Below are 13,712 nucleotides of genomic sequence, written 5' to 3' on the forward strand. Positions count from 1 at the left end.
ACCGAAGGCACCGGCCCTCTCGCCGTCTCGACTATCCTCGATACCCTCGGTCCTGTTCCGGTGATCTTCATCACCGGCACGCCGGACGCTTGCAGCCCCTGCCCACCTGGAGCACCTATCCTCACCAAACCTTTCGACCGTGCCGCCATAGCACGGGCGTTTCACGACCTTATACCCGGCGCCTGAGCGACGCGGCGGCCCGAACTTCCGCACGGGGTTCTGGCACCCCAGAACGGCGGCTCTCTACCCCGCCGTTACCAAAAGCCTTCATTCCGCTCCCCACCCAGTTCATGACCTTCCCGGTGGCCGTCCACGATCCCCAGACCGGTCGGGCAGCTACGGGGGGGTGTTGCAGGAAGCCGAATTTCCCGTGCCGACTCAATGTCGGTCACAGCCTGAAACTTTCTGCTGCCCGAAACCAGCCGTTAACTATGCTCCACCTTTCAGTGGTTTTTTGGCCGACTACGGACCAACATCTTCCTCAGCGCCCTCGGGCCGTCTCATGTTGGTTTGCCGGACCATCAGATCGATCAAACGCGATATCGATTTATCCGTCTGATCTCGGTTGAACAAATTTTGCAAGAGAGGCTTGATGTGTCGATCAATATGAATGGATGGCCCCAAGTATGCCATCGTCCACTCAGAAAACCTTCGGGCGGAGGTGAGCCCCTCTGAGAGAACTTTGCAGTCTCTATGCCTCGAGTCTAACTCAATACTCTTCATGAGGATGCGTATTGAAGTCTCTGGGCCCTCAATAATTTGAGCGAAACGTCCAGCTGTGCACAGAAGAGCGCCAGTGACATCCAGTTCCTTATTCCGCAGATGCGAGGAAGAAAGAATCTTATCCAATTCTACGCGATTTGCCGGCGGTGTTAAATTGCTCTGGCTCACATACAGGCAGAAATAAATTGTATTCGATTCCGGCACATTAGGCGGCGGGTCTTCGTGAGGCTGGAGATTTCGCTTATCCGGCATAGATGAATCCTAAAGGCGGAAGCGTTCCTTTTTCAATTTCTGGAAGCTGCCTTTTCGACGATTACGCGACTTTCAATCCTGAGACTACGCTATTGCGCCTATTTCGGAACCGCATCGCCTTAATACGACACGAGGTCTCGGCCGGACTAAAGAGGTAGCCTTGACCCAGGTTACAGCCGAAGTTCAAAAGGAGGTTCCGTTGCTCCTCGGTCTCAACGCCTTCAGCTATAACTATCACGCCGAGATTATTTGCCATGTTGATAAGCGCTTGAACTATGAGCCTAGTTTGGTTTTCAAAGACAAACGATTTGATGAAACTTTGGTCAATCTTGACCTTGTCGATTGGAAAATCCCTGAGATGAGACAGGGATGAAAATCCAGTCCCAAAATCATCAAGTGCTATGCGAACACCAACCGTGCTGAGGTCCGCCAAAACAGTTTGAACTTTGGCGGTGTCGTTCACCATCAACATGGTCTCAGTGATCTCAAGCGTAATTTTATCAGGGCTGATCCCAGCTCTATTTAGGGTCGCTAAAAATCGGCCTGAAAAGTCCCGACTCAAAAGATCGGCCTCGGTCGCGTTGATGCTTATGAACTGCATCTCTGGCTGCGCCTGCTCGATTTCCGCCAAGTCGCTGCAGACGCAGCTCAACATGCGCTCGCCGATCTCCCGGGATATGATAGGATCCAAGATCGCGGGCAGGACCTGAGTTGCGGTAATCTGAGCGCCAGTAGTGGTGCTAAGCCTCATAAGTGCTTCGAGACCCACTAAACGGTTCGTCTCCAAATTGATGATTGGCTGATAGCCAGCAAATAGACGGTCGCCGTCTAGAGCCTCTCGCACAGTCGCGATTGCTGTTTGCCGATGCTGGTTCGCCTTCTCCATTGCCGGGAGGTAGAGATGCACCCGTCCCGGCTCTCGCTTTTTTCCGTAATAGAGCGCCAAATCGGCTCTTCGGATGATTTCTCTAGCATTCGTGCGCCCATCGATCTCGGCCAACCCGCAAGTTGCGCTTACACCCATCGAGCGCCCCGCAATCTCGAAACTGCGCTCGATGATTACGAGTAAATCGTCACCGACCTTTCTTGCGTCGTCTGAAGAAAAATCTGGCGCGGTTATAATAGCGAATTCGTCGCCACCCCATCTTGCTACGATGGTCTCATTCGGAAGTGCTACAAAAATGCGAGAACTGATCTCCTGTAGAATGACATCTCCCACCAGATGTCCAAAGGTGTCGTTGATGTCCTTGAAGCCATCCAAATCAAGCATAAGCAGAAATGCAGTCGAACCTGATTCCTTGATGCCTCGGACTGTCTCCTGCAGAAAGCGGTCGAAAGCGGTACGGTTGTAAAGATCGGTCAAGCCATCGCGATCGACAGCGCGCTCTAGAGCGAGGCGAGCATGGTTCGCTTCGGTGATATCCTGAATGATGCCAACCAAACGCGCGGCGTTTTGGCCATCGCCCTCCAGATACTCGCCCATCGCTTTCACATGCTTCAAGGTGCCGTCCGCCGCGTTTAGACCTGCTTCAAATACGAATGAGCCACCGACGGTCGTTATCTTTGTGACCGCCTCAGCAACCTTATCTTGTTCCTCCTGAGCGTAATAGGAGAAGGTCTCCTCAATGGAATTGGGAAGATTTTCCGGCGAACCAAAAATTACAAACGCCTCGTTTGACCAAGTCAAGCGCCTCGTTTCAAGGTTTAGTTCCCAAGAACCGATTTTTGCAACCTCTTCCGCCTGCCTAAATATCCGTTCTGAACGAATAAGGCGGTTGTCTTTCTCGTTAGTATTTACATTTCCCGATGACGCTCGCAATATTTGCGAACGAGTGATTATTAGATCCCCTACTGTCGCAGCGAAGGCTTTGAGCTTTGGAATGTGCTGCTGGCTAAATTGGTTCGCACGCGGGTCCGCAATGCACAACGTACCAATTAGTTCTCCGTCAGCGCTTCTGATGGGCGTGCCAAGATAAGAACGAACCGCCATAGATCCGCGGACTTGCGGTAAAGCGCAGAACTGCTCATCATTCAACGCATTGGAAAGCAACAAGCTTTTTCCAGTTTCAATAATGTGAGCTGAAAAGGACATTTCGCGCGGGGTTTCAAAAACATCTGCGCCAACAGATGATAGGAACCACTGCCTGCGCTCATCGACAAGCGTGATGAGCGCGATCGAGCAATCGAAGAAGTCGGCGCAATGCTTGGTAATCCGGTCGAATGAAGGATGGCGGGGCGTGTCAAGAATGCCAAGCTTATGTAAAGAGTCTAGGCGTTTCGTTTCGTTCTGAATGACTGACAACGGGAAGCCTTCCTCCACGCACCGGCCCTAAGGGCGATGAACCGGGCCCGGCATTGGGTCAAGTCGCTGTTATGTTTGACCCAAATCAGTGAACTTTCTCTGAACATAGAGATCGCCCGATGACCCGTTCTAGCCCGTCAATGTGGCTTGCGAAGTCGCGCGGCCGCGGTTCCACAATCGAACCAACAAACGCTTTTGGGGAAGCTCGGCGGTCCGGTGATTGACCGATATTCATGAGCATGAACGCGTGCGGGCTCTCGGGCACCACTAGCAGGTGAGCGTTGCCGTTGGCGGCGTGCCACCGTGCGGCCATCCTTTGATTGTCTTCCAGAAGGATGTCTTTGGTGCCCACCACCAGGAGCGCTGGCGGCAACCCTTCGAGGTTGCCGTAAACCGGCGAGATCGAGGCATCCCGGCGATACGGTTCATAACCTCGTCATGAGCCCGCAGGCGGATCAATGCCCAGGCAGCCAGGTGTGCGCCGGACGAAGATCCCTTGATGATGATCTTGGCGGCTCCGAAGTCGCGTTGCGCACACGCGGTGAGCCATGACATCGCGGCTGCGCACTCCAGGATCGAGGCCTCGATGGGACCGGCCAACGCCAGCGTGTAGTCCACGCTGACCACGGCGACGTTCAATCGCAGCGCTAGATTGGCGTTCTGGCCGTCGGCCATCCGCGCATTGCCGATCGTCCAGCCGCCGCCATGCAGGTCCAGGACCACGCCCCTGACAGGATTGTTCGGCCGGAAAATCCGCAGTTTGACGCTTTGCCCACAGGCTTCGATGACGCGCAGCTCTGTTCGGAGACCATGCTTTCGCTTCTTGAGCAGGGGACAGATTTCGACCAATCGAAGGAGCGCATTCAGCGCGACCCGTCCGACCGGCGTCTGCATCCGCAACCTCGGCAATCGCGCAAGTCTGCGGTTCAGGCGCCGCGCCTCGGCGAGGTCGGCAGGATTGAAATCCGGTGTCACGACCATGTCCTCGCTGACCGGTTAGGCAGCTGGATCGGTGAGCAGCTCTGTCACCAACCTCGTCACCTCTCCGGGCCGATATGGCTTGCGGACGACGTGCGTGATGGCCGGGTTGATCGACTGGCATTGCGGTTCAGTGGCGAAGCCTGCAGTGATGATGATCGGAACGCCCGGTGCCCCGTCCCGCATCCAGGCCGCAAGCCCGAGCCCATCCATGGTGCCCGGCATTCTGACATCCGTGACGACCGCGCGGATCGTCGCGCCATTGCTCATGATCGCGACCGCAGCATCTGCTCCATCCGCTTCGATGACCGCAATCCCGGCATCCTCCAACTCATCGACAAGCATCATGCGGATGATAACTTCGTCTTCGACCACAAGCACCGCCGGCGCGTCGGCAACTCCGTTCTGCGTCACGATCGCATCGTTCATACCAGCCTCAGGGTAACGGTTGTGCCATCTCCGGGCTTGGACGACGTCAGGACTTCAGCCTTGGCCTCGGTAGCAAGTGAACGCACCAGACGCGTTCCCAGGCCCTTGGTCACCGTTTCTTCCTCGAAACCCGCACCATCGTCGATGATCTTCACCTCGGGGTGCGCGTCCTGCGTCCGTAACTCGACGGTGAGTTTTCCACGCTGTGCTTGTGGCCAGGCATGTTTCAGCGCGTTGAGGATCAGTTCGTAGCAGAGCAATCCCAGTGGCATCGCACGGCCGACTTCAAGCTCAAGCGGTCCATCGAAGTCACGATCAAGGCTGATATGGTAACCGCCGATGGTGTTGGTCAGGCCCTCGGCGATCTCTGACAACGAAGCGCTGAAATCGACCCGATCGAGCGCATCGGCATCGTAGATGTGCTCCTGCACCAAGGCGAGCGCTTCCATGCGTCCCGCCATCTCCTGCAAATGCCCGCGCGTTGTGTCATCGACCTGCCGGGAGCGGAGCTGGAGCAGGCTCATGATCATTTGCAGATTGTTCTTCACCCGGTGGTGAAGTTCCCGCGCGATCATGTCCTTGTGCGCGGCGAGCGCGGTCAGTTGCGCCTCTCGTTCACTCAACGCGTTGCGTGACGTTGCGATCTCGACCGCCATTCGAAGCGATGCGCGAAGCCGGGGCATTTGCCGCGGCGACTTGACCACATAGTCGTCGAGGCCGGCCTTGATCAACGCGACGGCGATTGTCTCATCTCCGGTGCCGGTAAACATCACGACGGGGCAGGCAGGGTAAAGTTTCTTGGTCGCGACGAAGATATCACGCCCGTCTGCCCAGCGCAGGTCCAGGTCGGTCACCACCAAATCGGCAGGGCGGGCCTCGAGCGCGGCTTCGAATGTCGCAAGATCGTTGACCTCGATTGCGATCACGCCGGGCCAGAGCGCGGTCAGTTCGCGCAACACCAGCTGGCGATCGTCGGAATTGTCGTCGATGACCAAGATGCGCATCGGGCGTGGCATGTCGGTCAAAGCGCAACCCCATGATTGAGCTTGATCCAATAGGCCTTGAGCGCGCGCGCCATGTCGATCAGCCCGTCGCGCCCGATCGGCTTGACGAGAAACGAGTTGGCGCCGCGCTCGTACGACCGGCGAATATCCGCCTCCTGATCGGACGAGGTGAGCACCACGACCGGCGTGTGCCGGGTCGGTTCGTGCTGACGAATGAAACTCAACACCTCGAGGCCGGAGCGGCGGGGCAGCTTTAGGTCGAGCAGGATCAACTCGGGGAGCGGCAGACCGCTCCGGTCGGCGTAAGCTCCGGTTCGGCCGATATAATCGACGGCGGCATCGCCGTCGGTGACGATCACAAGCGGGTTCCGAATATCGGCCTTCTCAAATGCATACTGAATCAGCTCGGCATCATCGGGGTTATCCTCGACGAGCAAAATGATCGAAAGCTCGTTCAACTCTTAGGCCTTACAGTATCGTCGCTCGCCGTGGCAAGCTGCGCGGCCTCGGCGAACTCGATCCAGAAGCGGCTGCCTTTCTCAGGATCGGATTCGACTCCGGCCCGCCCGCCCATGAGCGCCATTCCCTCCCGGACGATCGCCAGGCCGATGCCGGTGCCGGGAAACGTCTCGTCACCGTGCAGCCGTTCGAACACGTTGAATATGCGCTCTTGGTGCTCGGGCGCGATGCCGATACCGTTGTCCTCGACCCAGATCCGGACGCGGCCGGCCGTGTGCTCGGCGCGCACCGTGACCTGCACGGGCACATCGTCGCGCTGAAACTTGGCCGCGTTGCTGATCAGGTTGGTAAGAACCTGCCCAAGCACGATGGGCTCCGCCATCACCGACGGCATCGGGGCCACCACGTCGATGGCAATGATTGACTCAAGGCCCGCCTGCACCTCTTCGACCGCTCGCTGGACGATCGGCGTTGGATCGACAAGCCAGGCCGCGGGTTCCTGCCGGCGCAGACGACTATAGCCAAGCAAGGCGTCGATCAGCCCCTCCATTCGCATTGAAGCCGCGACGATGCGCTTGGCAAAGCCCCCGCCGGCGTCGCCCAGTGCTGGGGCATAGTCGTTGAGCAGAATGCGGGCAAATCCCTCCATCGCGCGAAGCGGGGCGCGAAGATCGTGGCTGACGGTGTAGGCGAACGCGTCGAGCTGTTCGTTCGACGCGGCGAGCGCGGCGGTCCGCTCGGCCACCTTGATCTCCAGTTCATGGCGCTCGCCGGCTTCCTTGTCGCGCACTTCCTGGATCAGTCGAAAGCGATCCACCGTCGCCGCCAGCAGATTGGCGTAACCGGTCAGAAATGCCGTATCGCTCTCGGTGAACTCGCGCGGCTCGCGACTGTCGACCTGCAGCAAGCCATACGGAGGCTTGTCCTTACCGCCGATGATGATGACGTTGACGACCGCCTTGGCGCCATTCTCGACCAGGAATGACGGATACCGAAAGCGGGTTTCGGTTTCGATGTTGGAGGAGGTCATCGGCTTGCCGGTTTTCAGCGCAAAGCCTTCGGACGTGTCGTCTGCCAGTTTGATGGTCGCCACACCGACAACGCCCGGCTTCCAGCCGACCCCGGCGCGGACCAGCAGGGTTTCGCCATCGGGTTGCAGCTCCACCACCTTGGCGAGATCGGTGCCGAGGCCCTCGCCCACCAGGCGGCAGCTTTCGGTCAGGATTTCATCGAGATCGTCGGATCGCAAGGCAAGCTCACCGAACTGCGCGAAGACGATGTGCTGGCGCAACACTTCAGTTTCGCTCTTGCCGGCTTCAGTCATGACATACTTTCCACGCTGGTCATACGCATGATTGTCGGGATGGGTTCCTGCGATAGCTGAAGATAATCGAACTTGGCGCGCTGGACAAAGCTAGCACGCAGCGGGGTGCAACGATATCAAACCCGACAAGTTGTGGCCTAAAATATTCCCTCGACCCGAATTAATTCTTCCCCCAAGCCGGTTTGCCGCGCCATTTTGGCTCCGAATAGAAAAGCCCGGCGCACGGCTTAGAGCCTGATCCGAAATTAAGTTGAGCGGTGTCAGCGGGTTAGCTTGACGCCAGCCCAGGTCGCTGATTCTGAGGTTTTGCAACGAACCAAGGAAATCAACGATGTGGACCGACACCACTCGGGCGCAGTATGCTCGTGCGCAGCTGACTTTGCCAAGCGATTTGACCGATGCCGAATGGACGGTGCTGGAGCCGTTCTTCCCGCCGCCTTCGCATGTGGGGCGTCCTCGCAAATGGCCACAGCGGCGGATTGTCGAAGCGATCCTGTATCTGCTGCGCGGCGGCTTGCCGTGGCGAATGCTGCCGCCGTGCTTTCCGCCGGTCTCGACGGTGCGGCGCTGGTTTTATCTCTGGCGTGATCAGGGGCTGTGGCTCTCGCTCAATCACGCCCTGCTTTTGATCGGACGGGAAGCGGTGGGTCGCGAGGCCTCCCCGAGTGCCGGGGTTATCGATAGCCAAAGCGTCAAAACCACCGAGAGCGGCGGGCCGCAGGGTTACGATGCGGGCAAGAAGATTAAGGGCCGCAAGCGCCACATCGTGACCGACACCGATGGCAATCTGGTTCATGCCGTGATCCACACCGCCGACATCCAGGATCGCGACGGCGCACCGCTCGTGCTCGCCGAGATCATCCGGCGCTTCCCGTGGCTGCGGCATGTCTTCGCCGATGGCGGATACGCCGGTGACAAGCTGCGGCAGGCGCTGCGCAAGATCGGCAAGAGCAGGTGGACCATCGAAATCATCAAGCGGTCCGACACCGCCAAGGGCTTCGAGGTGCTACCGCGGCGCTGGGTGGTAGAGCGAACCTTCGCATGGCTCGGTCGCAACCGACGCCTCGCCAAGGACTTCGAGCAGACCATCGCCTCGGCAACCGCATGGCTGTTCATCGCCTCGATCCAACTCTTCGCACGACGCATCGCAAGATTATGAAATCACGCCGGATAATTATGAATCAGACTCTTATTTTCCAATGAGAACAATGAGTTTTAAGCCGCAGAATAGTAATTAGACGCCAGCGCGTCCTTTCTGAATTCGGTGATTTCGCCCTGCGATGCGGCGACCTTCAGGAGGTTTTGGGCAAGGCCTGCCGCCTCGTCGGCGAGGCGCTCGACACCGAGCTCTCCGAGTTGGTCGTCCGTTATGGGCACCGAACTCAAGCTCGTGTTTCCTGATCCGACACAAGAGCCCCTTCCAGCCGTAAGCGGCCTGACCTCTCTCCACCAGACCGTGCCGTTCAGCGATACGCGGTTTCCGCTCATGGAGCTTCTAAGCCGCCCGACCGGTATTGGGACCCGCATTTCGGCGTCGGAACGGCCGGGTTTAGGGCGCAATCCAGACGTTCCTGGGCGCGCCTAATCATCACCCTCGACCAGCCCACCGCGCGGCTCCCGTCTCCCGTCAACGAGCCGGCGCAAACTGGCCGTCAGCACTAGCGTCGAGCTACCCAGTTTAATGATCTCCACCTCCCCTTTGGCAATGAGCACATAGAGTGTGCTGCGCCCAATCCCGAGATAGCGGCAGGCGTCCGGTACGCGCATCGTAATCGGCTCGACGGTAGGCCGTCGATCCTGTCCACGGAGATGCTCGGTGCGGTTTGGAGAGGGCATCGGACCGGTCCTTTCATCTGTCGGGTGATGACGGACCGGCCTGGGCTGGGGAGGGGACCATGACCGGCCCGCCATCGACGCGAGTATCGGTCATAGCTGGCCCCCATCGCCACATGACGTTCGTACGCCAGGTCCGCCGATTTCACGACGTGATCGCGACGATCGAAATCCTTCGCGGGTTTCGGATCTTTAGAGGTACCTGCGAACCCGAAGGGACGGCCGTTTCAACAATTCCAAAAGCGCTCTCGGATCGAAATTGTCCGAAAGACGTCGCTTCAACGATTGGAAACAAGAGCAAATTTAGGATGACCGACGGCTGAGCGTTTTGAGCGCCGTCGCCAATTGCTCAACAAATCCAACCACATGCAGCCCGACAGACGGCGCTGCTTTTATCTCGCCATCCACTTTCTCATCCAAATCAGACACTTACGGACGTTTCATACTAATTCACATCAGCCGCAACAAGCATGCAGATCGGGTGCAGCAAGAGCGCAGCACCGTTGTTCGAGGATCGCGGCCTCCGCGAGTCGGTGATGACGCTCCGCATGCAGAACCTCGGCATCGCTACCAGCGCTGATCCGTGCGTTCGATTGCAAGTTCGCCGGTCCATGGATTGCACAGGCGGCGCGCTTCGGGCGGCGTACCATCGGTCCAATTCGACCAGTCATCCTGCGCCAGCAGAACCGGCATGCGCGAATGACATTCTGCAGCAGCACCTGCACTCTCGGTCATGACTGTAGCGCGACGATCTGGATGAGAAGCCGCATTGCCTCACCTGATTTGCTCCCGTCGATAGGGCTGTTGCCTCATCTAGAATGCTCCCGAGAACGGTTGGGAGTGAGTGATGAGGAAAGTGAGTATGGCGACGCGTAGGGAGTTGGTGGAGGCGGTCGGGGAACGGTACCGATCGGCTGATCGAGGGAGCAAGGGACGTGTTCTCGACGAGTTCGTGGCGGTGACGGGATTTCACCGCAAGCATGCGATGCGGTTATTGCGGGCGAGCCGCCCGGCAAAGGCACAAGGGCCACGCGTCGAGCGTCGTATTTACGACGAGGCGGTAAGGATCGCGCTGGTGACGCTATGGGAGGCGTCGGACCGGTTGTGCGGCAAGCGGCTGCGCCCGCTCATTCCGATCCTGCTGGAGGCGATGAAACGCCATGGGCATCTGGACCTGGCACCGGATATAAGCACCAAGCTGACCACGATGAGTGCGGCAACGATCGACCGGGCGCTTCGTGATGTGAAGGCAGCCGGTCGTGTGCCGAAGCGGCGGGGCGTTGCCGGGACAGCGCTCCGGCGGAGTGTGCCGATCAGGACGTTCGACGATTGGGGCGATCCGGCACCGGGCCATATCGAGGCGGACCTCGTCTCGCACAGTGGCCCGGTAGCGAAGGGCAGCTTTGCGTGGACATTCACGCTGACCGACATTGCGACCGGATGGACCGAGTGCGCCCCCCTCCTGGTGCGCGAACAGACGTTGCTGGTCGCGGTGCTCGACGAGCTGCGCAAGTCGATGCCCTTCGAGCTGCTGGGATTCGACACAGACAACGACAGCGTCTTCATCAACGAGACGGTGCGTGATTACTGCGCGTCCAGCGGCATCGCCTTCACCCGTTGCCGGCCTTACCGCAAGAACGATCAGGCGTGGGTTGAGCAGAAGAACGGATCGGTGGTGCGCCGGCTGGTCGGCTATCGTCGCTTCGAAGGACTGGACGCCGCCGTTGCCTTGGCCGATCTGTACGCGGCGGCGCGCCTGTTCGTGAACTTCTTCCAGCCCTCGTTCAAGCTCGCCGAGAAGCACCGGGACGGCGCCCGGGTGCACAAACGCTATCATGCGCCTGCAACGCCGTACCAGCGGCTGTTCGACGATCCGCGAACCCACGATGCTACCCGGGCGCATTTGCGCCAGGTCTTTGCCGGGCTCGATCCGGTCCGGCTGTTGCGCGATATCAGGGCTGCGCAGCAGCGGCTGGTTGCCCTCGCTGACGCGCCGAGCCCGTCGCTGGTGAGTGAGCAACCGGCCCCGCCGCCACTGGAGACGTTTCTGTCCAGCCTGCGAACGGTGTGGCAGAGCGGCGATGCTCGACCGACAGCCTCCGACAAGCCACGACAGAAGCGCGGGCGTCGTCGTCCCGATCCTTTGATTGAGGTGACCGGGCAGTTGAAGCGCTGGTTCGAGGAGGAGCCGTGGCGTACTGGCAGGGACCTGCTCGAAAAGCTGCAGGTCGAGAGGCCCGGCGATTATCCCGACGGTCTGTTGCGCACGGTTCAACGCCGCCTGAAGATCTGGCGATCCGAGCAGGCCTGTGCGCTCGTGTTCACCCGTTCGTCCATTGCGTCCGCGTCCCCCGCCGGAATAGCCTCGCAGACGAGGGCCGAAGGTTGATGGGGGTACTGCACCGCTCCGCCTGCGGCTCCGCTGCGCAGCACCCCCATCAACCGGAGAATGGACCCAATCGACCGATCGACGTAGGGAGCACTTGGGTGAGGCAACGCCATCACCGTTCGGGAACATCTTCTCGTGAGGCAACACGCGCTCGCATCCTGATTGTCGCGCTGCACATGACCATGGTGTAGACCAGACCCCATTCGTCGCTGTTGCGCCATAGCCCGCCAACTGCAAACAACTCGGCATCGGGGCGGTAGAGCCAGGTGCGCGTCTTGCTGCCCGGCTTGCCTTCGGCTTCTGCCCAAGCCATCAGCGGAATGAGGCAACGACGTTCCTCGAAGCTGTAGCGCCACATGTACCCGTCGAGCTTGTCGGCGCGCGCATTGTTAACAGGCTTCGGCTTCAACGGTTCGCCCGTGCGCTTGCTTTTGAGTGTTAACGGGAAGCCCCATGTCATCTGCTGGAGCTTGCCATCCGCGAAGACTGCGCCGGGATATCCCGGAAACACCTCGTCGCCAAAGTTGGCGTTGCCGAGATGATCGATCGCGCCGAACCAGCGTGCGACCTCATCCTGGGCCTTGGTCATGCGGTAGAGATTACACATCAAAGAGAGCTGCCCGGAGCGCTCTCGGGTGTCAATCGACAGCGTGCCAGTGGAAAACTGTTGGCATTAAGTTCCTGTTATGTTCTAACGATGAAGATGATGATTCGACCCGATGACGACGAACTGACGCGAGCGATCGAGATCGCGTTGCTGACGGCAAAGACGTACGCCATTCGCGACGTATTTACTGCAACCCGAGCGCTTAACCGGCGGGTTGCGGTCGACACGCTGACAGCACGCATCGTGGCAGCGCTTCGGCCCTATGAGATCCTGCGCGAGGCAAAGGGATGCGGATCTGGCCGAGAAAACGTTGCCGCTGTTCCCCGACTTCGAAGCAAGAAATTAGCGTCGCGACAGGATTCTGGGACGGTCCTGTGCAAGAAGAGGCCTCACAAAGTAGTCCCAAAACCGCCCTGCAACATCTTGAATATTACTGTTTGTCCAGCCTAGCCAACGCCTCGGCTTCGAGCTTTTCGAGACGCTCGGAACATACTCCGTGAACCACGCGGCCAAGCTCCTCAACCTGCTCACCGAGCCATTCGAGCTCTTCCTTCGTGATGCGGTAATGCTTCGAATAGCGCGCCTTCACATAAGCGTCTTTGAGCTTCTCGAAGCGGGCGCGGTCGCGCTTCGTCTCGTTTGGCCAGACGTAAGTGAGTCGCGGATCGATGCGCTCGGCTTGGGTGCGCAGGAAGCCGAGATTGTGTACGTGCGGCGTGTAAAATGTGCAGACGAGCAGTACACAGTGATAAAGGCGTTCGGTTGCCTGATGCAGCATGAAGGCCGCATCCTTGTTCCACTCGCGGGCTAAGTCATCGCCAAAGTTGACGTGGGCGCGCATCGCGCTTGGATACCACTCATTAAAATACTCCTGCGCCATGGCGAGCGCTTGTGTCGGAGTCTTCGGCTTGGGCGTATGCAACTCGGTATCGTCGGACTGGTAGACCGCGATTCCTTCCTGCTTCACATCCATGAAGAAGTAGCGGCCATGTGCCAGCCCGTCGTTCACCTCCTGGAGGGTGTGGACGATGAAATTGACCGGGGTCTTTAGCGTACCGGTTACGCCATACTCACGCATTAGCCGCTCATCGAGCTTGGCCCAGTACTTCACTCTGTCGGTCAGCCGCTTGTGGTTCACGATGATCAGCAGATCAAAATCCGACTGGTAGCCCTTGGCGGTATGCGGCTCGTCGACCCAGGTGCCGCGCGCATAGCTGCCGTAGAGAATAATCTTGAGGATGCGCCCGGCTTTCTTCCACTCGTGCTTGGCAAGCGCGAAGGCGTCGTCGAATTCCTCGAACATCAGCTGCACCACGCGTTCCATCTCGCGCTGCTTTTGTGGAGGTAGGTGATCGAAATCGGTTCTCATCACCAAGCATCTAGCGAGTTGCTCGAATTGTTGCACCTGTCGA

Annotated in this window: 15 protein-coding genes and 1 pseudogene; 3 read left to right on the forward strand and 13 right to left on the reverse strand. The window is 58.8% G+C overall.

The features are described 5' to 3' along the window. Positions 1-186, forward strand: a pseudogene (locus A9995_RS17405) (response regulator); the annotation flags it as partial. Positions 187-462: 276 nt separating this feature from the next. Here A9995_RS17405 and A9995_RS17665 read toward each other — a convergent pair. The 8 genes from A9995_RS17665 to A9995_RS12005 form a co-directional block, all read right to left on the reverse strand. Further along, entirely contained in the window at positions 463-975 is a 513-nt protein-coding gene (locus A9995_RS17665) for a BLUF domain-containing protein (protein WP_082992692.1), read from the reverse strand. A gap of 61 nt (positions 976-1,036) precedes the next feature. Continuing rightward, complete coding sequence (locus A9995_RS11980) at positions 1,037-3,295, reverse strand: bifunctional diguanylate cyclase/phosphodiesterase (protein ID WP_067613324.1); 2,259 nt, start codon at positions 3,293-3,295, stop codon at positions 1,037-1,039. Between the two features lie 67 nt (positions 3,296-3,362). After that, positions 3,363-3,650: an alpha/beta hydrolase gene (locus A9995_RS17670; protein ID WP_369815847.1), complete on the reverse strand. Its 288-nt coding sequence runs from the start codon at positions 3,648-3,650 to the stop codon at positions 3,363-3,365. Further along, complete coding sequence (locus A9995_RS11985) at positions 3,545-4,252, reverse strand: alpha/beta hydrolase (RefSeq protein WP_233998199.1); 708 nt, start codon at positions 4,250-4,252, stop codon at positions 3,545-3,547. The genes A9995_RS17670 and A9995_RS11985 overlap by 106 nt, the downstream gene beginning before the upstream one ends. 21 nt (positions 4,253-4,273) lie before the next feature. Beyond that, the gene (locus A9995_RS11990; protein WP_067613328.1) at positions 4,274-4,684 is read right to left on the reverse strand and encodes a response regulator; all 411 of its coding nucleotides are present in this window, start codon (positions 4,682-4,684) and stop codon (positions 4,274-4,276) included. Next, positions 4,681-5,700 (reverse strand): sensor histidine kinase, encoded by a 1,020-nt coding sequence (locus tag A9995_RS11995; RefSeq protein WP_233998214.1) that lies wholly within the window; start codon positions 5,698-5,700, stop codon positions 4,681-4,683. Before A9995_RS11995 ends, A9995_RS11990 begins: the two co-directional genes overlap by 4 nt. A 5-nt stretch (positions 5,701-5,705) precedes the next feature. Further along, positions 5,706-6,146 carry a response regulator gene (locus A9995_RS12000; RefSeq protein WP_067613332.1) on the reverse strand — a complete coding sequence of 147 codons (441 nt, stop codon included), beginning with the start codon at positions 6,144-6,146 and terminating at the stop codon, positions 5,706-5,708. Beyond that, a complete protein-coding gene (locus tag A9995_RS12005; protein ID WP_067613334.1) occupies positions 6,143-7,471 on the reverse strand; it encodes an ATP-binding protein in 1,329 nt (442 codons plus the stop codon). Before A9995_RS12005 ends, A9995_RS12000 begins: the two co-directional genes overlap by 4 nt. 331 nt (positions 7,472-7,802) lie before the next feature. Between A9995_RS12005 and A9995_RS12010 the strand changes: the two genes are divergently transcribed. Continuing rightward, positions 7,803-8,630: an IS5 family transposase gene (locus tag A9995_RS12010; RefSeq protein ID WP_067613336.1), complete on the forward strand. Its 828-nt coding sequence runs from the start codon at positions 7,803-7,805 to the stop codon at positions 8,628-8,630. A 56-nt stretch (positions 8,631-8,686) separates the two neighbouring features. Here the strand turns inward: A9995_RS12010 and A9995_RS17090 are convergent, their stop codons facing one another. The 3 genes from A9995_RS17090 to A9995_RS16745 all read right to left on the reverse strand — a co-directional run bounded on the left by A9995_RS17090 (position 8,687) and on the right by A9995_RS16745 (position 10,039). Beyond that, entirely contained in the window at positions 8,687-8,857 is a 171-nt protein-coding gene (locus A9995_RS17090) for a hypothetical protein (protein WP_168157397.1), read from the reverse strand. Between the two features lie 195 nt (positions 8,858-9,052). Beyond that, on the reverse strand, positions 9,053-9,382 hold the full coding sequence (locus A9995_RS17675; protein WP_369815848.1) for a helix-turn-helix domain-containing protein: 330 nt from the start codon (positions 9,380-9,382) through the stop codon (positions 9,053-9,055). 489 nt (positions 9,383-9,871) lie between these two features. Further along, positions 9,872-10,039 carry an SOS response-associated peptidase gene (locus A9995_RS16745; RefSeq protein ID WP_145916937.1) on the reverse strand — a complete coding sequence of 56 codons (168 nt, stop codon included), beginning with the start codon at positions 10,037-10,039 and terminating at the stop codon, positions 9,872-9,874. Positions 10,040-10,151: 112 nt separating this feature from the next. On the opposite strand from A9995_RS16745, the gene A9995_RS12020 reads away from it, so the two are divergent. Then, the gene (locus tag A9995_RS12020; RefSeq protein ID WP_067613340.1) at positions 10,152-11,693 is read left to right on the forward strand and encodes an ISNCY family transposase; all 1,542 of its coding nucleotides are present in this window, start codon (positions 10,152-10,154) and stop codon (positions 11,691-11,693) included. 112 nt (positions 11,694-11,805) lie between these two features. On the opposite strand, the gene A9995_RS12025 is transcribed toward A9995_RS12020, so the two are convergent. Both A9995_RS12025 and A9995_RS12030 read right to left on the reverse strand, forming a co-directional pair. After that, entirely contained in the window at positions 11,806-12,300 is a 495-nt protein-coding gene (locus A9995_RS12025) for an SOS response-associated peptidase family protein (protein ID WP_082992695.1), read from the reverse strand. Between the two features lie 430 nt (positions 12,301-12,730). Beyond that, positions 12,731-13,669 (reverse strand): HEPN domain-containing protein, encoded by a 939-nt coding sequence (locus A9995_RS12030; protein WP_067613342.1) that lies wholly within the window; start codon positions 13,667-13,669, stop codon positions 12,731-12,733. Between the last annotated feature and the right edge of the window lie 43 nt (positions 13,670-13,712).

Source organism: Erythrobacter sp. QSSC1-22B (assembly GCF_001678665.1).
In the GTDB taxonomy this organism is placed as follows: domain Bacteria; phylum Pseudomonadota; class Alphaproteobacteria; order Sphingomonadales; family Sphingomonadaceae; genus Qipengyuania.

Excerpts from the sequence above, each read along its gene's own strand:
- A9995_RS11990 (WP_067613328.1), bottom strand. The coding sequence starts at position 4,684 with ATGAACGATGCGATCGTGACGCAGAACGGAGTTGCCGACGCGCCGGCG.
- A9995_RS12025 (WP_082992695.1), bottom strand. The coding sequence starts at position 12,300 with ATGTGTAATCTCTACCGCATGACCAAGGCCCAGGATGAGGTCGCACGC.
- A9995_RS17675 (WP_369815848.1), bottom strand. The coding sequence starts at position 9,382 with ATGGCGGGCCGGTCATGGTCCCCTCCCCAGCCCAGGCCGGTCCGTCAT.
- A9995_RS17665 (WP_082992692.1), bottom strand. The coding sequence starts at position 975 with ATGCCGGATAAGCGAAATCTCCAGCCTCACGAAGACCCGCCGCCTAAT.
- A9995_RS12020 (WP_067613340.1), top strand. The coding sequence starts at position 10,152 with ATGAGGAAAGTGAGTATGGCGACGCGTAGGGAGTTGGTGGAGGCGGTC.
- A9995_RS12005 (WP_067613334.1), bottom strand. The coding sequence starts at position 7,471 with ATGACTGAAGCCGGCAAGAGCGAAACTGAAGTGTTGCGCCAGCACATC.
- A9995_RS12010 (WP_067613336.1), top strand. The coding sequence starts at position 7,803 with ATGTGGACCGACACCACTCGGGCGCAGTATGCTCGTGCGCAGCTGACT.
- A9995_RS11995 (WP_233998214.1), bottom strand. The coding sequence starts at position 5,700 with ATGCCACGCCCGATGCGCATCTTGGTCATCGACGACAATTCCGACGAT.
- A9995_RS16745 (WP_145916937.1), bottom strand. The coding sequence starts at position 10,039 with ATGACCGAGAGTGCAGGTGCTGCTGCAGAATGTCATTCGCGCATGCCG.
- A9995_RS12030 (WP_067613342.1), bottom strand. The coding sequence starts at position 13,669 with ATGAGAACCGATTTCGATCACCTACCTCCACAAAAGCAGCGCGAGATG.